Annotated in this window: 22 protein-coding genes, 1 other RNA gene and 1 riboswitch; all 23 genes read left to right on the top strand. The window is 58.1% G+C overall.

The genetic code is table 11. The features are described 5' to 3' along the window. Positions 1-13: 13 nt before the first annotated feature. The 23 genes from FGQ86_RS04745 (at position 14) to cobT (ending at position 24,677) form a co-directional block, all read left to right on the top strand. Positions 14-928 carry a HAMP domain-containing sensor histidine kinase gene (locus tag FGQ86_RS04745; protein ID WP_138303099.1) on the top strand — a complete coding sequence of 305 codons (915 nt, stop codon included), beginning with the start codon at positions 14-16 and terminating at the stop codon, positions 926-928. 67 nt (positions 929-995) lie between these two features. After that, a non-coding RNA gene (gene ssrS, locus FGQ86_RS04740) (6S RNA) lies at positions 996-1,178 on the top strand. A 78-nt stretch (positions 1,179-1,256) separates the two neighbouring features. Then, positions 1,257-2,591 carry a SpoIID/LytB domain-containing protein gene (locus FGQ86_RS04735; protein ID WP_243127162.1) on the top strand — a complete coding sequence of 445 codons (1,335 nt, stop codon included), beginning with the start codon at positions 1,257-1,259 and terminating at the stop codon, positions 2,589-2,591. Positions 2,592-2,713: 122 nt separating this feature from the next. Next, entirely contained in the window at positions 2,714-3,532 is an 819-nt protein-coding gene (locus FGQ86_RS04730; RefSeq protein WP_033126360.1) for a YihY/virulence factor BrkB family protein, read from the top strand. Positions 3,533-3,967: 435 nt separating this feature from the next. Next, positions 3,968-4,987: a phenylalanine--tRNA ligase subunit alpha gene (gene pheS, locus FGQ86_RS04725; protein WP_033126359.1), complete on the top strand. Its 1,020-nt coding sequence runs from the start codon at positions 3,968-3,970 to the stop codon at positions 4,985-4,987. A 102-nt stretch (positions 4,988-5,089) separates the two neighbouring features. Then, a complete protein-coding gene (gene pheT, locus FGQ86_RS04720; RefSeq protein ID WP_138303097.1) occupies positions 5,090-7,510 on the top strand; it encodes a phenylalanine--tRNA ligase subunit beta in 2,421 nt (806 codons plus the stop codon). A gap of 150 nt (positions 7,511-7,660) precedes the next feature. Further along, a complete protein-coding gene (gene queA / locus FGQ86_RS04715) occupies positions 7,661-8,686 on the top strand; it encodes a tRNA preQ1(34) S-adenosylmethionine ribosyltransferase-isomerase QueA (RefSeq protein WP_138303139.1) in 1,026 nt (341 codons plus the stop codon). A gap of 459 nt (positions 8,687-9,145) precedes the next feature. Then, complete coding sequence (locus FGQ86_RS04710) at positions 9,146-9,394, top strand: HPr family phosphocarrier protein (protein WP_138303096.1); 249 nt, start codon at positions 9,146-9,148, stop codon at positions 9,392-9,394. 259 nt (positions 9,395-9,653) lie between these two features. Beyond that, the gene (locus FGQ86_RS16665) at positions 9,654-10,136 is read left to right on the top strand and encodes a hypothetical protein (protein ID WP_138303095.1); all 483 of its coding nucleotides are present in this window, start codon (positions 9,654-9,656) and stop codon (positions 10,134-10,136) included. A gap of 19 nt (positions 10,137-10,155) precedes the next feature. After that, positions 10,156-10,389, top strand: a complete 234-nt coding sequence (locus tag FGQ86_RS04700; protein ID WP_033126355.1) for a hypothetical protein — start codon at positions 10,156-10,158, stop codon at positions 10,387-10,389. A 22-nt stretch (positions 10,390-10,411) separates the two neighbouring features. Continuing rightward, complete coding sequence (locus FGQ86_RS04695) at positions 10,412-11,953, top strand: nitrite/sulfite reductase (RefSeq protein ID WP_138303094.1); 1,542 nt, start codon at positions 10,412-10,414, stop codon at positions 11,951-11,953. A 23-nt stretch (positions 11,954-11,976) separates the two neighbouring features. Continuing rightward, a complete protein-coding gene (locus FGQ86_RS04690; protein WP_171031512.1) occupies positions 11,977-12,510 on the top strand; it encodes a DUF3592 domain-containing protein in 534 nt (177 codons plus the stop codon). 55 nt (positions 12,511-12,565) lie between these two features. Further along, positions 12,566-12,778: riboswitch (cobalamin riboswitch) on the top strand. Positions 12,779-12,884: 106 nt separating this feature from the next. Then, positions 12,885-13,388 carry an NAD(P)-dependent oxidoreductase gene (locus tag FGQ86_RS04685; RefSeq protein WP_033126352.1) on the top strand — a complete coding sequence of 168 codons (504 nt, stop codon included), beginning with the start codon at positions 12,885-12,887 and terminating at the stop codon, positions 13,386-13,388. Further along, positions 13,385-14,284 (top strand): hydroxymethylbilane synthase, encoded by a 900-nt coding sequence (gene hemC, locus FGQ86_RS04680; RefSeq protein WP_033126351.1) that lies wholly within the window; start codon positions 13,385-13,387, stop codon positions 14,282-14,284. The genes FGQ86_RS04685 and hemC overlap by 4 nt, the downstream gene beginning before the upstream one ends. Beyond that, the gene (gene cobA, locus FGQ86_RS04675) at positions 14,250-15,821 is read left to right on the top strand and encodes a uroporphyrinogen-III C-methyltransferase (protein WP_138303092.1); all 1,572 of its coding nucleotides are present in this window, start codon (positions 14,250-14,252) and stop codon (positions 15,819-15,821) included. Before hemC ends, cobA begins: the two co-directional genes overlap by 35 nt. Continuing rightward, entirely contained in the window at positions 15,784-16,971 is a 1,188-nt protein-coding gene (cbiD, locus tag FGQ86_RS04670) for a cobalt-precorrin-5B (C(1))-methyltransferase CbiD (protein ID WP_243127161.1), read from the top strand. Before cobA ends, cbiD begins: the two co-directional genes overlap by 38 nt. 26 nt (positions 16,972-16,997) lie before the next feature. After that, entirely contained in the window at positions 16,998-17,687 is a 690-nt protein-coding gene (cobI, locus tag FGQ86_RS04665; protein WP_033126350.1) for a precorrin-2 C(20)-methyltransferase, read from the top strand. 3 nt (positions 17,688-17,690) lie between these two features. Then, positions 17,691-18,467: a precorrin-4 C(11)-methyltransferase gene (gene cobM / locus FGQ86_RS04660; RefSeq protein WP_138303091.1), complete on the top strand. Its 777-nt coding sequence runs from the start codon at positions 17,691-17,693 to the stop codon at positions 18,465-18,467. After that, the gene (locus tag FGQ86_RS04655) at positions 18,451-19,518 is read left to right on the top strand and encodes a cobalt-precorrin 5A hydrolase (protein ID WP_052084079.1); all 1,068 of its coding nucleotides are present in this window, start codon (positions 18,451-18,453) and stop codon (positions 19,516-19,518) included. The genes cobM and FGQ86_RS04655 overlap by 17 nt, the downstream gene beginning before the upstream one ends. After that, the gene (gene cobJ / locus FGQ86_RS04650) at positions 19,475-20,206 is read left to right on the top strand and encodes a precorrin-3B C(17)-methyltransferase (protein WP_033126348.1); all 732 of its coding nucleotides are present in this window, start codon (positions 19,475-19,477) and stop codon (positions 20,204-20,206) included. The genes FGQ86_RS04655 and cobJ overlap by 44 nt, the downstream gene beginning before the upstream one ends. After that, a complete protein-coding gene (gene cobK / locus FGQ86_RS04645; RefSeq protein ID WP_171031511.1) occupies positions 20,199-22,172 on the top strand; it encodes a precorrin-6A reductase in 1,974 nt (657 codons plus the stop codon). Before cobJ ends, cobK begins: the two co-directional genes overlap by 8 nt. Continuing rightward, entirely contained in the window at positions 22,169-23,620 is a 1,452-nt protein-coding gene (locus FGQ86_RS04640; RefSeq protein ID WP_138303090.1) for a cobyrinate a,c-diamide synthase, read from the top strand. Before cobK ends, FGQ86_RS04640 begins: the two co-directional genes overlap by 4 nt. Continuing rightward, positions 23,601-24,677 (top strand): nicotinate-nucleotide--dimethylbenzimidazole phosphoribosyltransferase, encoded by a 1,077-nt coding sequence (gene cobT / locus FGQ86_RS04635; RefSeq protein ID WP_033126345.1) that lies wholly within the window; start codon positions 23,601-23,603, stop codon positions 24,675-24,677. The genes FGQ86_RS04640 and cobT overlap by 20 nt, the downstream gene beginning before the upstream one ends. The last annotated feature ends 8 nt before the right edge of the window (positions 24,678-24,685 follow it).

Genomic DNA, 24,685 nt, shown 5'->3' with positions numbered 1-24,685 from the left:
AGGAGGAAGAAGTATGTATCTGCTGGGAGGCGTCTGCTGCCTGCTCCTGCTGGTCTGCGCGGGACTGGGGATAAAAATAGTTTCCATGAGAAGAGGGGCAGATGAGCTGCGTCTCCAGTGCGGAGCGCGTCTTGCGGAGGACACTAACGTGGGGATTGATATCGGCGCCATGGACGGGAGGATGCGGGCTCTTGCCGCGGAGCTGGACAGGCAGATGAAGGATCTGCGTCAGGCGAGGCTGCGGTACGAGCAGGGGGACGCGGAGCTGAAAAAGGCGGTTACCAACATTTCACACGACCTGCGCACGCCGCTCACCGCCCTTTGCGGCTACATGCAGCTGCTGGACAGGGAGCAGGTCTCTCCGGAAGTGCGGGAGTATCTGGACGTCATGAAAAACCGCATCCAGGCCATGACAAAGCTGACGGAGGAGCTGTTCCAGTACTCCGTCATTGTCTCCACGGAAAAGTACAGGGAGCGGGAGAGGATTTCCCTGGGAGCTGTCCTGGCCGAGAGCGCTGCCGGATTTTACGGAGTCCTGAAGGAAAAAGGGATCACGCCGGATATACGTATGCCGGAGGAAGAGGTCTTTGTGTATGCCAACCGGGATGGACTTTTGCGGATTTTCGGCAATATTATCAGCAACGCCGTGAAGTACAGCGACGGAGACCTGAAGATCACCCTGCATCCGGACGGTCGGATTACCTTTGCCAACCACGCGTCAGGACTTGACGAGGTGGAGGCGGCCAGGCTCTTTGAAAGGTTCTATACGGTGGAAAACGGCAGCGGGAGCACTGGCCTGGGGCTGTCCATTGCCCGGACTCTGACAGAGCAGATGGGCGGGCAGATTGGCGCCTGCAGGGAGGACGACTGTTTCGTGATCTGGACTGCCTTTTTGCGGACGGAGGACGGAAAAGAAAAATCTGTGTAAAGAACAGGTAAATACAGGAAGTATATTTTAGTTGAAAAGATGGAGACAATAGAGTATAATGTCTTTAGGAAACCTGGGATGCTCGACAATTCCTGTAATTTTGAACCTACAAAACTTTAAACGGGACTCTTATTATCTCTGTAATATGTCAGGCCTCCGTACTAGCAGTGGAAGACAGAAAAACAGATGCGGACGCCCACCTGGCTGCGGCTAGGAGTCAAAATACAGGAACCGGCATTTTGGGGATGTACAAAAGATGAAAGGCAGCTGCGTATATGCAGCTGTCTTTTTTCATACATTTAAGAAAAAGGTGCAAAAAGGGACAGCTTTGAGAAGAACATCATTCAGAAAAAGAAGAAAGAGAAATGTTTATGGAAGATATGTAGCAGCCATTTTCATCTGGCTGCTTTTCATAACCGGGATCGTCCACATGATTTCCCGGGAGGAGGGGGGCTTTGGAGGCACGGACACGGAGAGCAGGCTGGACGTGCCGGAGGGAGAGCTGCCGGAGCCTACCTCCGGGAGCACGATCCGGGTGCTCCTCATGACAACGGGCTATGGCGGCGAGATCCACAGTGAAGTGAGAGTCTCCTCGGACGCGGGACTGCGGGTGAGCTGCGCAGGGGAGAGTATTGAGTGGAACAAGGCGGATACATATCAGATCCTCCCGGACGATGCCCGGTTCCAGAAAGGGAATATACGGATCGAGTCTCTGGGCCAGGGAGGGCAGATCAGGCTGGAGAGCGTAGAGAGGGGCTGCGGTGTCCCCTCCTACAGCGGGGCCCTGGAGCTGCGGGCGGCCTCCGGCGGTATAGCGGTAATCAATGAGCTTCCCGTGGAGACTTACCTGTGCGGCGTGGTGCCAAGCGAGATGCCCGCCTCCTACGAGCTGGAGGCCCTGAAGGCCCAGGCGGTGTGCGCCAGGAGCTACGCCTTCCGGCAGATGACCTCCTACGGCTATCCGGAGTATGAGGCCCATGTCAACGACAGCACGGATTTTCAGGTGTACAACAACAGTGAAAGGCAGGAGAGCAGCACCCGGGCCGTGACTGAGACGGAGGGACAGGTTGTCAGGTATAAAGGGGAGATCGCCACCACATACTATTATTCAACCTCCTGCGGCAGGACCACCAGTCTGGAGGCCTGGGGAACAGACCCCGGGGAGGGAGGCGGATACCTGCAGAGCGTGAATGTCTGTGGGGACAACGGGGATTATGAGAAGGATCTGCCCTGGTACAGATGGACGGCCCAGGTACCGGTCCAGACCCTGTCCGCTCTTGTCAGCACAAATACAGGGGTGAATGTGGGTACCCTCTCCGGCGTGGAGGTGATAAAGCGGGGGCCCGGAGATGTGGCCCTGCAGATCGTGGCCTCCGGGGACGCGGGCAGCGTCACGGTGGACACGGAGAACAAGATACGCGCGGCCCTGGGCGGGAGCGGCTACACCATCACGAAAAATGATGGCAGCACCAGCCAGAGTACGTCCCTTCTGCCCAGCGCATTTTTTACCATAGAGAGGAGCGGCGACACCTTTGTTATCAGCGGAGGGGGCTTCGGCCACGGCATCGGCATGAGCCAGAACGGGGCCAATGAGATGGCAAAGCAGGGGGCGGATTACAGGGAAATCCTGCAGCTGTTCTACCGGGATGTGGAGATCGGATGAGGGATGGACAGAGGAACGGCGGAGAAATCAGCTTGAATATTTTGCGGGCAGATGGTATGATTTCTCTATAAAAATGGCGGGTGAGCCGCTGCCTGCCTGAAAAATGACAGCGGGGGAGGACTATGATCAGGAAGATTTTTCAGAAAGCGATAGATGTGTCCGAGGAAGTGGGAAAAGACCATGTGGGGGCTTACGCTGCCCAGACGGCTTATTTTTTTATGCTCTGTATGATCCCCATCATCCTGCTGCTTTTGACTCTGGTGCAGTATACGCCGGTCACAAAGGCAGATGTGATGACCGCGGTGGTGCAGGTGTTTCCCTCCTCTGTGGACTCCCTGATCGTCTCTATTGTCAATCAGGTCTACAATCAGTCCATGGGCATCATCCCTGTGACCGCGTTGGTGGCACTCTGGTCTGCGGGCAAGGGCGTGCTGGCCATGACAGGCGGACTGAACTGCATTTACGGCTGTCATGAGACGAGAAACTATGTTTTCCTGCGGATACGGTCCACCATCTACACGGTGCTCTTTATCGTGGTCATCCTTTTGCTTCTTGTGGTCTCTGTCTTTGGAAACACGCTGAACATTTTTATCACGAGCCACGTGAAATTCCTGAAGCCGGTGGCGGACTGGCTGATCCAGCGGCGGACCGTCATCACGCCGGTGGTGATGATGGGATTTTCCCTGCTTATCTACAAGTTCCTCCCCAACCGGAAGGATACCTTCCGCAGGCAGATCCCGGGATCTGTGTTTACAGCCCTGGCCTGGATGGTTATCTCCTGGGTGTTCTCCGTGTATGTGGATATTTTCCAGGGGTTTTCAGATATGTACGGGAGCCTCACAACCATTGTGCTGATCATGCTCTGGCTCTACTGCTGTATGTACAGTATCCTGCTGGGAGGTGAGCTGAACAAGCTGACAGCTGACAAAATGTTTTCCTGACGCAAGGGAAAAATGTCCGCCTGCGGGCAGGGTTTTCCTTGACATCCCGTTTTCTTGTGTTAAAATGAAAAAAGCGATTGAAATATCAGAAAGGCTTTGACCGTGCAAGTAGAGACTCATTTTCCGGCAGAGAGGGGAGATCGCTGGCTGAAAGTTTCCCCGGGTTCAGATGAGGATCGAATTTCCCACGTGAGCCGCGCATCTGAACAGGGCTGTCTGATCGGCCAGTAGGGTGTGCCGTCTTTGTGCACGTTACGCATGTCTGAGAGTCCGCCGCGCAAAGCGCAGCGGGAAGCAGGGTGGTACCGCGGGTTTGTATGTCTCGTCCCTTTTCAGGGATGAGGCTTTTTTTATTGAATGTTGAACGGAGAACCGAGTCCTCCATTCGATCAAAACGTCCCTGTGTTACATTTCATAAAGAAAAGGAGAAAAATGATGAAAGAGAAATTACAAAGCATTAAAGAAGAGGCGATCCGTCAGATTGAAGCTTCCGATGTGCCTGAAAAGCTCAACGAAGTGCGGGTGAAGTTCCTGGGCAAAAAAGGAGAGCTGACCGCAGTTCTGAAGGCTATGAAGGACGTGGCACCGGAGGAGCGCCCCAAGGTAGGACAGATGGTCAACGAGACGAGAGCGGCCATTGAGGAGCTCCTGGAGGAGACAAAGAAGAATATGGAGAGGAAGATCCGGGAGGAGAGACTGAAGCAGGAGGTCATCGACGTCACACTTCCCTCGAAGAAAAATATGGTGGGACACAGCCATCCCAACACTATCGCCCTGAACGAGGTGGAGCGCATTTTCATCGGTATGGGCTACGAGGTGGTGGAGGGCCCGGAGATCGAGTACGACCTCTACAACTTTGAGAAGCTGAATATCCCCGCCGACCATCCGGCCAAGGATGAGCAGGACACCTTCTACATCAACAAGGATATTGTGCTTCGGACACAGACATCCCCTGTGCAGGCCCGCATCATGGAGCAGGGAAAGCTCCCCATCCGTATGATCGCGCCGGGACGCGTGTTCCGCTCCGATGAGGTGGATGCCACCCACTCTCCTTCCTTCCACCAGATCGAGGGACTTGTGGTGGACAAGAAGATTTCCTTCTCTGACCTGAAGGGAACCCTGGAAGTCTTCGCAAAGGAGCTGTTCGGGCCGGAGACAAAGACGAAATTCCGTCCCCATCACTTCCCCTTTACGGAGCCCAGCGCCGAGATGGACGTGACCTGCTTCAAGTGCGGCGGAAAGGGCTGCCGCTTCTGCAAGGGCTCCGGCTGGATCGAGATCCTCGGCTGTGGTATGGTGCATCCCCATGTGTTCGAGATGTGCGGCATTGACCCGGATGAGTACACAGGCTTCGCCTTTGGTGTCGGCCTGGAGCGAATTGCCCTTCTGAAGTATGAGATCGATGACATGCGGCTTCTGTACGAGAACGATATCCGGTTCCTGAAGCAGTTTTAGACACAATACACACAATAGTACACCAGTTAGTGTAATTTCAGACGTAATACTTTTTAAAAGTGTTACGTCCCCTGTTAAACTATTAACGTAAAGGAGAATACAATGAATACATCATTATCATGGATAAAAGCATATGTGCCGGATCTGGATGTCACTGCGCAGGAGTACACGGACGCCATGACCCTTTCCGGGACAAAGGTAGAGAATTATGAGAAGCTGGACGCGGATCTGGACAGGATCGTGGTGGGCCAGATCGATAAGATCGAGAAGCATCCGGACGCGGACAAGCTGATCGTGTGTCAGGTGAATGTGGGCGCGGAGTCTATACAGATCGTGACAGGCGCGCCCAACGTTCACGAGGGGGACAAGGTGCCTGTTGTCCTGGCGGGCGGCCGCGTGGCGGGAGGCCACGAGCCGGGAAGCCGTGTGGCTGGCGGCATCAAGATCAAGAAGGGGAAGCTGAGAGGCATTGAGAGCAACGGTATGATGTGCTCCATCGAGGAGCTGGGCTCCAGCCGGGACATGTATCCGGACGCGCCGGAGAACGGCATCTACATCCTGCCCCAGGATACAGAGGTGGGCGCGGATGTGGTGAAGCTGCTGGGCCTTGACGACGTGGTCTTTGAGTACGAGATCACATCCAACCGGGTGGACTGCTACAGTGTCATCGGTATCGCGAGGGAGGCGGCGGCCACCTTCCGCAAGAAGTTCTGCCCGCCCCAGGTGACACCGACCGGAAATGAAGAGGATGTGAACGACTATATTAAGGTGACCGTGAAAGACACAGACCTGTGTCCCAGATACTGCGCCAGAGTTGTAAAAAATATCAAGATCGGCCCCTCACCCAAGTGGATGCAGAGAAGGCTTGCCTCTGTGGGTATCCGTCCCATCAACAACCTGGTGGATATCACCAACTACGTGATGGAGGAGTACGGACAGCCCATGCACGCCTATGATCTGGACACCATTGCCGGACATGAGATTATTGTGAAGCGCGCCGAGGAGGGGGAGAAATTCACCACTCTGGATGGACAGGAGAGGCAGATGGATCCCTCTGTGCTGATGATCTGCGACGGGGAGAAATCCGTGGGCATTGCCGGCATCATGGGCGGCGAGAACTCCATGATCACCGACGATGTGAAGACGATGCTCTTTGAGGCGGCCTGCTTTGACGGCACCAACATCCGCAAGTCCAGCAAGAAGGTGGGCCTGCGCACAGACGCTTCCGGCAAGTTTGAGAAGGGGCTGGATCCCAACAACGCCCAGGCTGCCATTGACCGTGCCTGCCAGCTTGTGGAGGAGATGGGAGCCGGCGAAGTGGTCGGCGGCATGGTAGATGTTTACAGCAGGAAAAAAGAGCCTGTCCGCGTGCCCTTTGACGCGGATGCGATCAATGCTCTCCTGGGAACAAACATCCCCAGGGAGGATATGCTCTCGTATTTCCGCATGATCGATCTGGAATACGATGAAAATACAAACGAAGTGATTGCCCCCACTTTCCGGCACGACCTGTTTCGCCTTGCGGACCTGGCGGAGGAAGTGGCAAGGTTCTACGGGTATGACAATATCCCCACCACGCTTCCCAAAGGCGAGGCCACCACAGGAAAGCTGTCCTTCAAGCTGCGCATCGAGGAGGTGGCCAGAAACGTGGCGGAATACTGCGGCTTCAGTCAGGGCATGACCTACTCCTTTGAGAGCCCGAAGGTGTTTGACAAGCTCCTGCTCCCCGAGGACGCGCCGGAGAGAAAGGCCATCAGCATCATGAACCCCCTTGGGGAGGACTACAGCATCATGAGGACTATGTCTTTAAACGGCATGCTCACGTCCCTGGCTACAAACTACAACCGAAGAAATAAAAATGTAAGGCTTTATGAGCTTGGAAATATTTACCTTCCCAAGGCTCTGCCCCTGACAGAGCTGCCCGAGGAGAGAATGCAGTTTACCCTCGGCATGTACGGGGAGGGAGACTTCTTCAGCATGAAGGGCGTTGTGGAGGAGTTCCTGGAGAAGGCAGGCCTCTCCCAGAAAGAAATCTATGACCCCAAGGCAGGAAAAACCTTCCTGCACCCGGGACGCCAGGCCAACATCATTTACGATGGAACTGTGATCGGCTACCTGGGCGAGGTTCACCCGGATGTGGCGGACACCTACGGCATCGGCGAGAGGGCCTACGTGGCTGTTATCGATATGCCTGAGGTCGTATCCCGGGCAAACTTTGACAGGAAGTACGAGGGAATTGCCAGGTTCCCGGCCGTGACCCGAGACATCAGCATGGTGATGCCCAAGGAGATCATGGTAGGACAGGTGGAGAAGGTCATTGAGGACAAGGGAGGACAGTACCTGGAGAGCTATGCTCTCTTCGACCTCTACGAGGGAGCCCAGATCAAAGACGGGTATAAATCTGTCGCCTACTCCATTGTGTTCCGGGCAAAGGACAGGACTCTCGAGGAGGCGGACGTGTCTAAGGCCATGGACGCCATCCTGGGCGCTCTCGAGGAGATGGGAATCGAGCTGCGCAAGTAGACCTGTAGGAATAGAGACCGCGTATATAGCTTCATAAAAGAGCTGTCGCGGACAGAGAAGATGTGATACGATACAGGGGGACCGATCCGGCTCCCTGTATCGCTATGTTATGCACTGTACCGCGTAGAAAGGAAGAATAGATATATGGAAATGAGACGACAGGATTTCAGCTTCGATCTGCCCCAGGAGCTCATCGCCCAGGATCCGCTGAAGGATCGGGCCAGCTCCAGGCTCCTTGTGCTGGACAAGGAGACCGGGGAGACCTCCCACCATGTATTCCGGGAGATCAAAGATTACCTCCATCCCGGGGACTGCCTTGTGATCAACGACACAAAGGTCATCCCCGCCAGGCTGATCGGCTCCAAGATCGGAACGGACGCAAAGATAGAAATTTTATTGTTGAAAAGAAAAGAGGATAATGTCTGGGAGACGCTGGTGAAGCCGGGGAAAAAGGCGAAGCCGGGCGCCAGGATCAGCTTTGGAGAGGGGCTTCTGATCGGGGAGGTCATCGATGTGGTGGAGGAGGGAAACCGCCTGGTGCGCTTTACCTACGACGGCATCTTTGAGGAGATACTGGACCAGCTGGGACAGATGCCCCTGCCTCCCTATATCACCCACCAGCTGGAGGACAAGAACCGTTACCAGACAGTCTACGCAAAGCACAGCGGATCGGCGGCAGCGCCCACGGCAGGGCTGCACTTTACGCCGGAGCTTTTGCGGGAGATAAAGGACGAGGGAGTGGACATTGCCAGTGTCACCCTTCACGTGGGACTTGGCACCTTCCGTCCTGTGAAGGTGGACAATATCCTGGAGCATCACATGCACTCGGAGTTTTATCAGATCGAGGAGAGCGAGGCCGAGAAAATCAACCGGGCAAAGGAGAAGGGCGGCCGGATCATCTGCGTGGGGACCACCAGCTGCCGGACCATCGAGTCCGCGGCGGACGAAAACGGGCACCTGCGGGCCGGGAGCGGATGGACTGATATCTTCATCTATCCGGGCTACAAATTCAAGATACTGGACTGCCTGATCACCAACTTCCACCTGCCTGAGTCCACCCTGCTGATGCTGGTCTCCGCCCTGGCGGGGAGAGAGCATGTGCTGGCCGCCTACGAGGAGGCGGTGAAGGAAAGATACAGATTTTTCTCCTTTGGCGACGCCATGTTCATCAAATGAAAATATGTAAATTATTTATGGAAAATGTAGAATAGAAGACAGCGACGTGATATAATAGTTATGTTACCGCCCCTATACCTTGGTACGGAAAGGGGGTGCGCTTCTATGGAGCTGTTGATATCTTTTCTTGTCACTGTCATGGCGGGTGTGGTTTGCCACCTTATCTGCAAATGGCTAGACAGTGATGAATAGTGGTAACTAGCCTGCGGATTAAGCCTCCGCGCCGGAAAAAGGAATAGAAGACCCCGGAGTCTGGTACACTCCGGGGTCTTCGCATGCGCCTCACATGGAGACTTGATATCTTTTCTTGCCTACTGGCATTATAGCATATGTCTCTTTGGAACGCAATATGTCTCCCTGAGGAAAATTTACACGATTTTTTTGAAAAAATATACCAAAATCATTCGAAATAGTGTATATTACGAAAGTAGCATTTTTGAATGTCGGAGGTACAAAAGTATGTTTGAAATGAAAGTAAGATTTGCTACGCCGGAGCAGATCAAGAGCTTCTGCTCTGTATGCCAGAAGATGACATCAGATATTGATGTGGTGAATGTGGCTAATCCCTACGACAGGATTGACGGAAAATCCATTATCGGTCTTATGACTCTTGAGCTCAATGTGCCGCTGCTCGTGCAGATTCACGGTGAAGATGAGACGTGCGCGGGAGAAAAGTTCTCAGAGTTCGCGCTGGATAGCGCAAAGTAGGCTGGTTTTAAGAATTCCGAACACAAAGCGTCTGCGCAGGCCCCGCCTAAGAGGCGGCATGACCTGTAACGGCGCTTTTTTTGTTTCCTGCGAAAGCTTTTTTGTTAAAATGTATTCCTCGATAATGCGGCCTGTGCGGCACGCTCCAAATACAGTCCTCAAAAAATACAGCCCACAATGACATTCCCGCCTCATGGGGGTATAATAGAGCTGTGAACAGGACGGAATACCCATTCAGAAGGAGAAGGGAGGAATTTGTATGGCAGTGGCAGGCGGGATCATGGTTCCCTATCCGCCCCTCATCGTCCCGGAGATCGGGCAGGGGGAGGAGAGGAGGGTGCAGGAAACTACTGACGCCTATCGCGAGGCTGCGAGGACTCTGGCTGCCTGGCGGCCGGACACAGTGGTCATTCTGTCGCCCCACACGGTGATGTACGCGGACTATTTTCACATCTCCCCGGGAGACGGGGCAATGTATCCAGAGAACAGCCGGGAGGCTGAACCGCCGGATCGCGGTTGTGGGCAGCGGCGACCTCTCCCACAAACTGAAGGCGGAGGGGCCAGGATACCGTATGAGGGACCGGGATGCCACAGACGTGGAGCGGATCTATGTCCTCCGGGAGCGGGCAGCAGCGTATCTTCGGCATGTATACACAGGAAATTGTTAGATTTCACAACTCTGTGCAAAGAAATGTGCTATACTGGGAAGCAGCACCTGGCGGCAGCCGGGGATCGAAAATGAAAGCGAGAGGAAGACAGCCATGAGGCAGGAACGGTTTAAGATGGAGAGAGAGGGGCTTGTGGAGGAGGGCCAGGAGGTGGAGATCAGCGAGAGGAGTCCAAGCACGGGGCGGTATACCTATCTCGTGGAGCCATCGGTGGCTATGTCCGGCATCTACCGGACCAACGACAGGATCAAGGCGAGAAAGGGCAGGATCGCCAGGATCGAGCACACCCAGAAGGGTTTTTATCTGGTTGTGGAAGTAGAAGAATAAAAACAACAGGAGGATTTATAGGATGGAAAGAAAAGCACCTGTATTGGGAAAAGAGGAGCTGGAGGAGTTCAGACAGAGGACAAAGGATTTCTATGAGGGAAAGATCACAAAAAATGATTACAAGGGATATTCCGGAAGATATGGAAGCTATGCCCAGAGGGGCGGCAAATGCAGCATGATCCGTCTGCGCATGGCGGGCGGCAGGCTCACAAAGGACAAGCTGCTGTACATTGCGCAGAGTATAGAGAAATATCAGGTGAGGAAGGCGCATCTGACTACCTGTCAGACCATCCAGCTCCATGATCTGGATGCGGACGCGGTCTGCGGCATCATGGAAGGAGCCATAGAGCATGGGATTATCACCCTGGGAGGGGGCGGTGATTTTCCGAGAAATGTCATGGCTCCGCCTCTGTCCGGAACCGAGAAGGGAGAATACTTTGACGTGCTTCCCTACGCCGCAAAGGCGGAGGAGTTTTTGCTGTCCTTCCTGGATGCAAAGAAAATGCCAAGGAAGCTGAAGGTCTGCTTCTCCAGCAGCCCGGCCAATGTGACTCACGCCACCTTCCGGGATCTGGGATTTGTGGCCAGGCCGGACGGAAAATTTGATGTGTACAGTGCGGGCGGCCTGGGAAATCAGCCGAAGCTTGGCCTTTTAATGGCGGAGGCGGTGGATCCGTCCCGGATCCTCTACTATATCCTGGCTATGCGGGAGGTGTTCCTGGAGCACGGTAACTACGAGCAGAGGGGAAAGGCCCGCACCCGATATATGAGAGACAAGCTGGGCGATGAGGGCTACAGGCAGGCGTACCTGGAAAAACTGGCCCAGGCGGAGGCCGGGGAGGATCTGACCATCCAGGTGGAGCCGGAGGAGATAGCCAAGAAGCCGGATGGGACGAGAGTGTCCGGCAGCCGCGTCCTGGAGCAGAAGCAGGACGGACTCTACTCTGTCCTCTACCATCCTCTTGGAGGATGCCCGGATCCGGCTATCTTCGGCAGACTCTACAATGCGATCAAAGACATGGAAGAGGTGGAGCTGCGCATCGCGCCGGATGAGACGCTCTACATTGTCAATCTGACAGGGGCCGAGGCGGAGCAGGTGCTGGACGTAACCCAGGACAGCGCCCGGACGCCCTTTGAGTCCTCTGTGGCCTGCATCGGGGCCTCTATCTGCCAGGCGGGTGTGAGGGACTCCCAGAGTCTCCTTGAGGAGGCGGTAGAGGCGGTCCGGAAGGCTGATCTTCCAGCCTCTGCCCTTCCCAGAGTCCACATTTCCGGCTGTCCTTCGTCCTGCGGCACTCACCAGATCGGGCAGATCGGCTTCCGGGGCGGCGTGAAGATGATAGACAAGACACCCCATCCGGCCTTTGAGGTGTTCTTCTTCGGCTGTGACAGGCAGGGCGAAGAGAGGCTTGGCGAGGCGGCAGGGACCATGCTGCAGGAGGACATTCCCGCCTTCCTGGTGGAGGTGGGAAAAGAGGCGGCGGCCTCCGGACTTTCCTACGCTGACTGGGAGAGGGCCAACAGAGACAGACTGCTTGAGATCGCCGGCAAATATACGGCGTAGACGGACGACAAAGGAGGATGTCTATGAATGAGGGAGTGAATGTGGGGTTGCTGATGTTCCTTACGCTGGCAGTTCCGGGGCTGCTCTTTATACTGGCGGGGATACTGGTCCTTGTGATGGAAAAGAGGAGAAAGGGCCGCTGCACGGCCATGACAATGGGGACAGTAGTCCGGTACAGCTATGTAAATGGAACGCCGAGCCCTGTGGCGGCCTACAGGGTTGGCGGCGTCTCCTACGAGAAAAAGCGCAGGTTCCGGGGCGTGGTGGAGGTGCGCAGGAGTCTCTCCCCAAAGGACTGGACAGGGGAAAATCAGAGCTGCTACGTCAGTGAGAACGATGTGCTCCACATCCGGGGCGGCGCTGTGCTGAACCTGGGGGCCATGGCCGAGAGCCTGTACCCCATGGGCTCCTCTATCCCGGTGTGGTACGACCCGGAGAAGCCCCGGAGAGCCTATGTGGAGAGGATCCCGGTCAAGGGCTCCCTTGTGGGATGGCTCTTTATCTGGGTCGGACTGGGATTTGCGGTTCTGGGAACCTTTCTCTCCCTTGTGCTGTAACCTGGGAGAAAGGCCCGGGGAGGGGGACTGTGGGAAAGGCAGTTGACGGACAGCCCCAAACAGTATAGAATAGAACATGTTATTTTGAAGAGAGAACAGGGAATGTGGTGAAAATCCACAGCAGCTCACTCTACTGTGAGGAATGACGAAACCCGGCGTATGCCACTGCCCGGTCCGGCGGAAGCCCTCCGCCGGCTGTCGGGTGGGAAGGCAGGGGAGTAGGCTTTAGTTCCGAGCCAGGATACCTGTTGTAATACAGCAAACGTGATCTTTCGGTGAGGATTTAAGATTACACTGTGTGAGATTGCGCTCGTGCGCAGTCTCATTTGTTTTAATTGGGGAAATTTTTGCTCTGGATAGAGGGGGAGAGGAAAATGGGACTTCGCTTTCCGGTATTTCTTGATATTGAGGACAAAAAAATACTGCTGGTGGGAGCCGGGCAGGTGGCGGTCCGCCGGATCCGCACCCTCCTCCTCTTCGGGGCGGACATCGCGGTGATAGCCCGGGAGGTGCCTGAAGGGCAAAGACAGGAGCTGGAGGAATTCCTGGAGACGGGAAAGGTCCGCCTGATCCGGAAGTGCCTTGAGAAGGCGGATATCACGCCGGAGTATCTCCTTGTCATCTGCGCTGCCGGCGACCCGGAGGCGGACCGCATCGCGAAGGAGAGGTGTCAGGAGCTGGGCATCCCGGTAAATATCGCCTCTGACAGGAGACTAAGCGATTTCTATTTCCCGGCTGTTGTGACCGGGGAGAACCTGGCGGTGGGGATTGCCGGGGATGGGGAGGACCACGGCAGGACAGCCAGGGCGGCGGCCCTGATCCGCAGCTGCCTTGCGGGGGAGGAAGAGACAAAAAAGGACAAAGGAGACAGGACATGAGGATCACAGTGGGAAGCAGACAGAGCCGTCTGGCCGTGCGGCAGGCGCAGATCGTCATGGAAGAACTGAAGAGACATCACCCGGAGGCGGAGATCAGCCTGGTCACCATGAAGACCACCGGGGACCGGATCCTGAACAGGACGCTGGACCAGATTGGGGGCAAGGGACTCTTTATCAAGGAGCTGGACCTGGCTCTCCAGGAGGGACGGATCGACCTGGCTGTCCACAGCCTGAAGGACATGCCCATGGAGACCCCGGCGTATTTTCCAGTCCTGGCCTGCACCAGGAGGGAGGATCCCCGGGATGTGCTTGTGCTGCGCAGGGGACTGGAAAATCTGAAAGAGGGCAGCGTCATCGGCTGCTCCAGCCTGCGGAGGAAGCTGCAGCTTGGGGCTCTGTACCCGGAGGCGCAGATAAAAAATATCCGGGGCAATGTGCTGACCCGGCTGGAGAAGCTGGACGCGGGGGAGTACGACGCCCTGGTGCTGGCGGCCGCCGGCCTCATCCGCCTTGGCCTTGAGGAGCGCATCAGCCGTTTCTTCAGCGCAGAGGAAATCCTCCCCTCGGCGGGGCAGGGCATCATGGCTGTCCAGGGACGGCCGGCGCTGCGGGAGATGGCTGCCTGTACAAATGACAGGGAGGCCGCCCTGGAGGCCGCGGCGGAGCGTGCCTTTGTCCGGGAGCTGGAGGGGGGCTGCTCCTCCCCGGTGGCGGCCCACGCCAGGGTCTGTGGAGATACCTGCCGCTTAAGGGGGCTGTACTACGACGAGCAGTCCGGCGGATACAGCATCGGGGAGAGGACTTTTAATATAGAAGAAAATGATCCGGCCCAGGCGGCGCGGACGGGAAGGGAGCTTGCTCATGAGCTTAGAGACAGATACGCAGGAAAATCGTAGAGTGGGAAAGGTGTACCTTGTGGGGGCAGGCCCCTCAGATGTGGAGCTGATCACTGTGAAGGGAAAGCGCCTCCTTGAGGAGGCGGATGTGATCGTCTACGACAGGCTGGTGGGCAACGGCATTCTCATGTGGGGAGGCAGGAATGCCCGGTATATCGATGTGGGCAAGCGATCCGGCCATCACCCGATCCCTCAGGATGAGATCAACCAGATCCTTGTGCGTGAGGCCCGCAAAGGGCAGAAGGTGGTGCGGCTGAAAGGGGGCGACCCTCTCGTCTTCGGCAGAGGCGGCGAGGAGGCAGCTGTCCTTGAGCAGGCCGGCATTCCCTTTGAGATCGTGCCCGGCATCACCTCCGCCATTGGCGTTCCATCCTATCTGGGCATCCCTGTGACCCATCGGGATCTGGCTTCTTCTGTCCACATTGTGACAGCGCACAAAAAGGACGGAAGCCTGCCGGATATCCACTACCGCTCTCTGGCCGAGGGAGGAGGAACAATTGTGTTTCTCATGGGAGTGAGCACCTTGGGTAACGTCATGGAGGGACTTTTGAGGGAGGGCATGTCTCCGGACATGCCGGCTGCCGTGCTGGAGAGGGGCACCACTGCTGCCCAGAGAAAAATTGTCGGCACTGTGGGAACGATAGCCGGAAAGGCAGCCCGTGCGAAGGTTCAGTCCCCGGCCATCATTCTGGTGGGCTATGTGGCCGCCTTCCAGGCTATGGACTGGTATGAGAGCCGTCCCCTGGCGGGGCGTAAGATCCTTGTCACAAGGCCCAGGGAGCGCGGCTCCCGCCTGGCCGCCATGCTCCGAGGGGAGGGGGCGGAGGTGCTGGAGCTGCCCACTATCCGCATTGAGCCTGTGACAGAGGAGGAACCTCTGTCCAGGGCGCTGGCCGAGCTGGAGACCTTTTCCTGGATCGTCTTCACCAGTCCCTCCGGCGTCCGGGTGTTCCGGGAGGAGTTAAAAAAGAGAAGGCAGGATGCCCGCAGTCTGGCACACCTGAGGATCGCCGCCATCGGCGAGGGCACAGCGGGGGAGCTGGAAGCATGGGGCTTTTACCCGGACCTGATACCCGAACAGTACGACGGAGACCATTTGGGAGAGGCGCTGGCGTCCAGTGTGCAGGCCGGAGAGCGGGTGCTTATCCCCCGGGCCAGAGCAGGCAATCAGGAGCTGGTGAGAAGACTAAAGGAAGCAGGCGCCCGGGTACTGGATCTGCCCATCTACGACACAGAGTACGAGTCCTTCCCCTGGATGGACTGTGAGAGGGAGTTTGAGACGGGGAACTGCTGGGCCATGTTCACAAGCGCCTCCACTGTCCGCGGCTTTGTGAGGACCGCGGGGGAGCTGGATCTGTCAAAGGTGACTGCCCTGTGCATCGGGGAGATGACGGCAGGAGAGGCGAAGCGTGCAGGCATGAGGACCTTCACAGCAGCCCGGGCCACCCTCCGGGATCTGGTGGACCTGGCCCTGCAGATGGCGGCAGAGGAGAGAGAAGATGGAGAAGGACAGAGTAATCCGGATGGAGAAAAATAAAAAAGGCCTGCGAAGGGGCTGGACCACCGGCACCTGCGCCCAGGCGGCAGCCGCAGCGGCCGCGGAGGCTCTCCTGGCGGGCGGCCTTCCACGAGATCGGGAGAGCTGGACCGTCACGGTCCGCCTGCCGGAGGGACAGCCCTTCGCCCTGCCGGTGCGGTCCGGAACGGAGGCGGAGAGGGACGACAAAGGCCGACTCACCTCTGTGACCTGTGCTGTGAAAAAGAACAGCGGGGACGATCCGGACGTGACCGACGGCGTTACAGTCTATGCCACCGTGTCCCTCCTTCCAGAGGACCGGATCGAGATCGACGGGGGAGCTGGTATTGGGAGAGTGACCAAGGCAGGGCTTGCCCAGCCTGTGGGGAGTGCGGCTATCAACCCTGTCCCCCGGGAGATGATCCGAAGAGAGCTGGTCCGCCTGAAGGAGGCGGCAGGATGGGAGGGAGGATTTCGGGTTCTTGTGGAAATCCCCGGCGGGGAGGAGCTGGCAAAGCGGACCTTCAACCCAAGAATCGGCATTGTGGGGGGACTTTCCATTCTTGGAACCAGCGGCATCGTGGAGCCCATGAGCGAGAAGGCTCTCATCGATACCATAGAGGTGGAGATCAAAGTAAAGCTGGCGGAGGGAAGACGGTGCCTCATTGCCGCGCCGGGCAATTATGGCCTGGATTTCCTCCGTGAAAAGTGGGGAATTCTGCCCCGGGACACCGTCAAGTGCAGCAACTACATCGGCGAGACCATTGACCTGGCCGCGGAGCAGGGGGCTGAGGGCCTTCTCTTTGTGGGACACATTGGCAAGCTGGTGAAGATTGCCGGGGGCATCATGAACACCCACTCCCGCCAGGGGGACTGCCGGATGGAGCTTCTGGCGGCGGCAGCCCTGCGGGCCGGCCTTCCCGGGAAGAGAGCAGCGGCGCTGCTTGACTGCAACACTACGGAGGATGCCCTGCAGTCCCTCTCGGCAGAGGAGAGAGGGAAGGTGACGGCCAGTCTCCTGGAGAAGATCCATGCGTATCTGAAGATCCGCGCCGGAAGCAGCGCGGGACCTAGGATGCGGACCGGGGCTATCCTCTTTTCCAACGTGTACGGCCTGCTGGGGATGACCCGGTACGGGGAGGAGCTTCTGGAAGAGAGCCGGAAAAAATGACACAGAGATATAGGAGAGAAACAGCTATGGAAGGAATTTTGTACGGCGTCGGGGTGGGCCCCGGCGACCCTGAGCTTATGACACTGCAGGCGGTGCGCGTCATCCGGGAGTGCGACCTGATCCTGGCCCCGGGGAAGGAGCCAAGGGAGACAGTGGCCTGGAAGATCGCGGCGGGAGCCGTGCCGGGGCTGGAGGAGAAGGAGGCCCTGGGGATCCATATGCCCATGACCAGAGACCCAAAGACCCGACAGGAGGCTCATGAGGCCGCCGCGGAGCGGATCGTACAGGAGCTGGCAAAGGGGAGAAGGACGGCCTTTCTCACCCTGGGGGATCCCTGCATCTACTCGACCTACCTGTACGTCCATAAAAGGGTGCAAGACGCCGGATACCGGGCGGAGATCATCAGCGGCATCCCCTCCTTTATCGCCGCCGCCGCGGCCGTGGGGGAGGGCCTTGTGGAGAACGACCAGATGCTTCACCTGGTTCCCGCCTCCTACCCGGCAGATGAGGGAATGGATCTCCCCGGCACAAGGGTGCTGATGAAGGCGGGTAAGGCCGCTGCCCAGGTGCGGGATGAGCTGCTGGCCCGGAAAGAGAAGGGCTGGGCCGTGGAGAGATGCGGGATGGAGGGAGAGCGTATTTTTCACTCTCTGGATGAAATTCCTGATGATCTGAGTTATTATTCTATTATAGTGGCAAAAGAGGCAGGTGAATAGCAGATGGTACATTTCGTGGGAGCGGGTCCTGGAGACCCGGACCTGATCACAGTAAAAGGAAGAAGGCTTCTGGAGGGCGCGCAGACAGTGATCTACGCGGGCTCCCTGGTCAATCCGGCTCTCCTGGAGCTGTGCCCTGAGGACTGCCGGATCTTCGACAGCGCCAGGATGACTCTGGAGGAGGTGATCCAGGTGATGGAAGAGCGCCATGAGGCGGGACAGGATGTAGTCCGGCTCCATACGGGCGATCCCAGTCTCTACGGGGCTATCAGGGAGCAGATGGACCGGCTGGATGAGCTGTCCATCCCCTATGAGGTGTGTCCCGGCGTCAGCTCCTTTTCCGGGGCGGCTGCGGCCCTGGGGCTTGAGTACACTCTGCCGGGCATTTCCCAGAGCGTGGTCATCACCCGCATGGAGGGGCGCACGCCGGTGCCGGAGAGGGAGAAGATCCAGTCCTTTGCGGCCCACCAGTCCACCATGGTCTTGTTCCTGAGCACAGGCCTTCTGGAGCAACTGTCAGAGGCCCTGATAGAGGGCGGCTACCCGCCGGACACCCCGGCAGCCATCGTGTACAAGGCCACCTGGCCGGATGAGAAGAAGATACTCTGCCAGGTGTCAGAGCTGGCGGAGGCAGCCCGGCGGGAGGATATCCGGAAGACCGCCCTCATCATCGTGGGGCGGGTGCTCTCAGGGGAGGCTTACCAGCGCTCCTGCCTGTATGATCCCGCCTTCACCACAGAGTTCCGGAAAGGAAAGGGACGGGATGAGGATGGAAAATAGGACGCTTCTTGTAAGCTACACAGACCGGGGGAAAGCGAAGATGGGAGAGATCCGCAGCCTGCTGGAGTCAGAGGGGCGCACAGTCCTTGCGCTGGAGCGGCCCAGGGGAGGCGCTTTTCTTCAGGAGCACTGGCAGCAGGTTCGGGAGATTGTCTTCATCGGCGCGGCAGGCATCGCGGTGCGGCTCATCGCCCCCTATATCCGGGATAAATTTACAGATCCCGCCGTGCTGGTGCTGGACGAGGGGGGACGGTTCGTCATCCCCCTCCTCTCCGGGCATGTGGGAGGTGCCAACGACCTGGCCCGTTTTTTGGCCCGGGCCACAGGGGCGGAGGCAGTGATCACCACGGCCACGGACGTGAACGGCCGCTTCGCGGTGGACGTGTTTGCAAAAAAATGTGGCCTTGTGCTAACTGACAGGACAAAGGCAAAGGATATTTCCGCCCGCATCCTGAAAGGGGAGAAGGTGGGATTTTACAGTGAATTCCCGGTTCTTGGCAGGGTGCCGGAGGAACTGACCCTGGTGGACAGCCGGCAGAAGCTGGGCCGCTTTTCCGCAGCCATTGCGGTGGAGGAGAGGGCGGGAGGGGAGGCCGGGGACCACATCCTCAGCCTTCTGCCTATCAACCTGACCGCCGGGATGGGCTGCAAAAAGGGTGTTCCCCGGCAGGAACTGGAAGAATTACTTCTTCGAGGACTGGAAGCTGTGGGCTGCCGCCCCGGCCAGGTGCGGCGCCTTGCCAGTATCGACCGGAAGGCACAGGAGCCAGGCCTTGCGCAGCTGGCGGAAAAATGGCAGATCCCTTTTGAGACCTGGACAGCCGGGCAGCTTGAGAAGGTGACCGCGGTCACAGGCGAGTCTCCCTTTGTGGAGTCGACAGTGGGAGTCGGTAATGTGTGTGAGCGGGCCGCCATCCTCGGAAGCGGCGGTGGACGGCTCGTGCTGGAGAAGACAGCGGAGCGGGGCATGACGCTTGCCCTGGCCGCGGAAGATTGGAGTGTGGATTTTGACAAAACTGTATGTGATCGGCCTGGGGCCGGGAAGCTATGAAGATATGACCATGCGGGCGGCGCGGGCTCTTGAATCCTGCGACGTGATCGCGGGCTACACGGTGTATGTGGATCTTATAAGGGACTATTATCCGGAGAAGGAATTTCTCACCACTCCTATGAGAAGGGAGGAGGAGAGGTGCCGTCTGGCGCTGGAGATGGCGGCGGCGGGCAAGACCACGGCCATGGTGTGCAGCGGGGACGCCGGCGTCTACGGCATGGCGGGACTGATCTACTCCATAGGGAAGGATTATCCCCAGGTGGATGTGGAGGTGGTCCCCGGTGTGACGGCAGCCCTCTCGGGGGCGGCGCTTCTGGGGGCGCCCCTGATCCACGACTTTGCTCTTATCAGCCTGAGCGACCTTCTGACGCCCTGGGAGAAGATCGAGAGGAGGCTGCGCTGCGCGGCTCAGGCGGATTTTGTCATCTGCCTTTACAATCCTTCCAGCAGGAAGCGGGCGGATTATCTGAAAAAGGCCTGCCGGATCATAGAGGAATTTAAGAGTGCCGACACGGTCTGCGGCTACGCGGCCAACATCGGCCGGGAGGGGGAGACGTACCATATCTGTACCCTGGGAGAGCTGGAAAACGCCCGGACAGATATGTTTACAACAGTGTTTATCGGAAACTCACAGACAAAGGCATTAAAAGGACACATGATAACACCAAGAGGGTATGAAAATGGCTAGTATTTTAATTTTTGCGGGTACGACAGAGGGAAGAAAGATCGCGGAATACCTTCGGGGGCATGCGCCGGAGGTATATGTGTGCACGGCCACTGAGTACGGCAAGGAGCTTGTGGAGGACGGGGAAAATATCCATGTCCTGGCAGGCCGCCTGGACGTGGCGGGGATGGGGGAGCTGGCACAGGGATGTCAGGCAGAGCTTGTCATCGATGCCACCCATCCATTTGCCATGGAAGTGTCAAAGAACATCAGGGCCATGTGCGAGAAGGCGGACATTCCCTGCGTGCGGGTCCTCAGAGAGGGCTCCGCGGGGGGAGAGAACGCCGTGTGGGTGAAGAATATCAAGGAGGCTGCCGCCTATCTGGCGGACAAGAAGGGCAATATCCTGATCACTACGGGCAGCAAGGAGCTGGATCCCTACACCCGTATTCCGGATTACAGGAGGAGATGTTTTCTGCGGGTGCTCTCCACAAAGGAGGCGGTGGAGCACGCGGTATCCAAGGGCTTTGAGGGAAAGCACCTCATCGCCATGCAGGGCCCCTTCTCCGAGGGCATGAACGAGCAGCTTCTCGTCCACGTGAAGGCCCGTTATCTGGTGACGAAGGACTCGGGAAAGATCGGCGGCTTCCAGGAGAAGATGGAGGCGGCCAGGAAGGCCGGAGCCGTGCCGGTGGTCATCGGCAGGCCCCAGGAGAGAGGGATTCCTCTGAAGGAGGTCTTTCTCATGCTGGCGGAGAAATACGGCTTCCGGGATCCCAGGAAGATCACGCTCATCGGCGTGGGCCCGGGCACCGGGAAATGTCTCACCGCCGAGGCCCGGGAGGCCATTGAGAGCGCCGACGTGCTGATCGGGGCGGAGCGGATGCTGAAGGTGGCGGAGGACGTTGGCGTGGAGCGCCACGAGGAGTACCGGGCGGAGAAGATCCACGAGTTCATCCAGATGAACTCCCGGTACCGCCGGGTCGCTATCCTCCTCTCCGGTGACACGGGCTTTTACAGCGGAGCGGCCAGCTTAAAGGAGGAGCTGAAGGAGTACGATGTGACGGTTCTGCCGGGTATCTCCTCCGTCTCCTGCATGGCGGCCCGAATCGGCGTGGGACTGGAGGGAGTGCCTCTTTTGAGTATCCATGGGAGAAGCTGCAACTACCTGGATTATCTCCGGGAATACGGCCGTATTTTCCTGCTGGTGAGCAGCGGAAAGGAAATCCGGTCCGTGTTGACAAGGCTGTGTAAATATGGGTGGAAGCAGGCCAGAGTATACGTGGGCAGCCGCCTCTCCTACCCGAAGGAGAGGATCGTCCAGGGGCTGGCAGAGCGGCTGGCGAAGGCAGAGACGGAGTGGGACGGGCTGAGTGTAATCTACATTGAGCTGCCCCGTCACCGCCGCCCGGAGCCCTCTGATGCAAAGGATGAGGAATTTATCCGGGGAAAGGTGCCCATGACCAAGAGCGAGGTGCGAAGCGTGATCCTCTCCAGGATGGCGCCTGCAAAGGACGCGGTCATTTACGATGTGGGGGCCGGCACCGGATCAGTGTCCATCCAGCTCGCCAAAAAGGCTATAGACGGCACAGTATACGCAGTGGAGAAAAATCCGGAGGGTCTCTCTTTGATCCATAAAAATAAGGTTCACTTTCACGTGTCCAACATCCGGCCTGTCCACGGGGAGGCGCCTGAGGCTCTCCGTGACCTGCCCGCCCCGGACCTGGCCTTTGTGGGGGGCAGCGGCGGCAGCCTGCGCCCCATCCTGGAGACGATCTGGGAGAAAAATCCGGCGGCCAGGGTCGTGGTGTCGGCCATCACCATCAATACGGTGGCGGAGTGCATGGCCTGCATGCAGGCCTTTTCGGATCACCCGGCACAGATCCTGCAGGTGCAGGTGTCTAAGGGAAAGAAGGCCGGGCATTACCAGATGATGGAGGGCCAGAACCCGGTCTATATCGTCACATTTGAAGGAGAAGAAAAGAAATGAGAAAAAAAGCGCCCAGGCTTGTCATTGCCGCCCCCTCAAGCGGCAGCGGCAAGACGCTGGTGACCTGCGGGCTTTTGTCAGCCCTGAAAAAGGCGGGGCGCCGGGCGGCAGCCTTCAAGTGCGGCCCGGATTACATTGATCCCATGTTCCACGAGACGGTTCTGGGGACACCCTCCAAGAATCTGGATACCTTCTTCGCCGGGGAGGAGCTGACCCGGCAGCTCTTCCTGGAGGATGCGGCCCTGGCGGATCTCTCCGTGGTGGAGGGAGTCATGGGGCTCTACGACGGCCTGGGAGGAGTCACCACACAGGCCAGCACCTGGGACGTGGCCCGCACTCTGGAGGCGCCGGTCATCCTTGTGGTGGACGGGGCGAAATCCAGCGTGTCCGTCCTGGCTCTGATCCGGGGGTTTAGGGACTTTATGGAAGAGAAGCGGATCCGGGGCGTGATCTTCAACCGGGTCTCCCCCATGCGCTATCCGTCTCTGAAGTCTATGACAGAGGATCGGCTGGGCCTTTCCGTCTGCGGCTATCTGCCGAAGCTGGAGGGGATTGTCATGGAGAGCCGCCACCTGGGCCTTGTCATGCCCCAGGAGATAGAAGGGCTGAAGGAGCAGATGGACCGGCTGGGGCAGACCTGCCTGGAGACGCTGGACCTGGAGCTGCTGGAGAAGATCGGGGCGGAGGCGCCGCCCCTGGAGGAGACAAGAGAGCTCCTCTTCCCGAACCTGCATCTTGGGGAGGGAGCCTCCGCAAAGGGGCCTGCCATCGCCGTGGCCAGGGATCCGGCCTTTTCCTTCTATTATAAAGACAATCTGCGGCTCCTGGAAAAGCTGGGAGCCAGACTCCTCCCCTTTTCTCCCATGAAGGACAAAAGAGTCCCCGGGGAGGCGGACGCCCTTCTGCTGGGGGGCGGCTACCCGGAGCTCTACGGCGGGGAGCTGGCGGAGAATGGTTCCATGAGGGACTCCATACAGAGCAGCCTTCAGGCGGGGATGCCCTGTCTTGCGGAGTGCGGAGGCTTTCTCTATCTCCTGGAGGAGCTGGAGGACAGGGAGGGGAGAGCTCACCGGATGGCCGGCTTCCTTCCCGGGAAGAGCCATTACACAGGAAAGCTCTCCAGGTTCGGCTATGTCACCCTGACCTTGACGGAGGACGGGAAAGCTGCGACATCCGCAGAGAGCGGAAGATTTCCGGCTACGGCAGAGCACGGCGGACTCCTTGGGCCGGGGGAGAGTATCCAGGGCCACGAGTTCCACTATATGGATACGGAGGGCACAGGGGAGGCTCTCCTTGCCAGAAAGCCGGTCACAGGAAGGAGCTGGACCTGTGGACATATAGGGGAGGGCTTCTGCGCGGGATTTCCCCACCTGTACCTGTACTCCTCCCCAAAGGTGGCCGCAAGATTTGTCAGAAAGGCGGAAGAATATGGAAACAAGAGACAGTGAGATAAAAATACCGGGAAAGGGGGACATCCCCGCCCTCGATGAGGCGGCCGTGGAGAAATGCCAAAGCAGGTGGCTCTCCATAGCAAAGCCTCTCTTTGGCCTGGGCACCCTGGAGGATGCTGTCACGCAGATAGCGGGTATAACCGGCACGGCGGACGTGTCCATTGACAAAAAGGGACTCATCGTCATGTGCGCGGACAACGGCGTGGTGGAGGAAGGCATCTCCCAGACCGACAGCAGCGTCACCGCGGTGGTGACAGACAACTTTTCCAGAGGGCTTACCTCCGCCTGTATTATGGGCCGGACAGCCGGGGTGGATGTGTTTCCCATAGACATTGGCGTGTCAGTGGACACGAAGGTGTACACCGATAAGATAGCCTACGGCACAAAGAACATGTTAAAGGAGCCGGCCATGACCCGCAGGGAGGCGGAGGAATCTATCCTTGCCGGTATCCGGGCGGCAAAAAGGCTGAAAAAACAGGGTTACCAGATCCTTCTCACCGGGGAGATGGGCATCGGCAACACCACCACCAGCAGCGCTGTGGCTTCTGTTCTCCTGGAGGAGGATCCGGAGGGGCTCTCCGGGCGGGGCGCCGGACTGTCGGATGCGGGGCTTCAGAGAAAGCGGGAGGTAATCCGCCGGGCCATCGGGCTGTGGAAGCCGGACCCGGCAGACCCCATAGACGTCCTTGCCAAGGTGGGTGGATTTGACATCGGAGGTCTGGCAGGAGTCTTCCTGGGCGGCGCCATGGAGCGCCTGCCGGTGGTGATGGACGGATTTATCTCCGCGGCGGCGGCTCTTCTGGCCTGCCGCATCGCCCCAGGGACGGAGCGTTTTATCCTGCCCTCCCACATGTCCGGGGAGCCGGGCATGGGGCGGATTTTAAGAGAACTGGATAAGGAGGCCTTTATCGGCTGTCACATGAAGCTGGGAGAGGGGACAGGGGCTGTGGCCCTGATGCCCCTTCTGGACATGACGCTGGAGGTCTACCGGAAGATGCCGGACTTTGACGGCATCCAGATCGAGGCCTACAAGCCCCTGGGCGGGGAAGCATAGGAAAGAGA

The sequence above is a fragment of the Clostridium sp. BSD2780061688st1 H5 genome, from assembly GCF_005845155.1.
GTDB classification, from domain to species: Bacteria; Bacillota; Clostridia; order Lachnospirales; family Lachnospiraceae; genus Claveliimonas; species Claveliimonas intestinigallinarum.
Note: the sequence above shows the minus strand (reverse complement) of the source record. Positions and strands in the feature narration are given on the sequence as shown.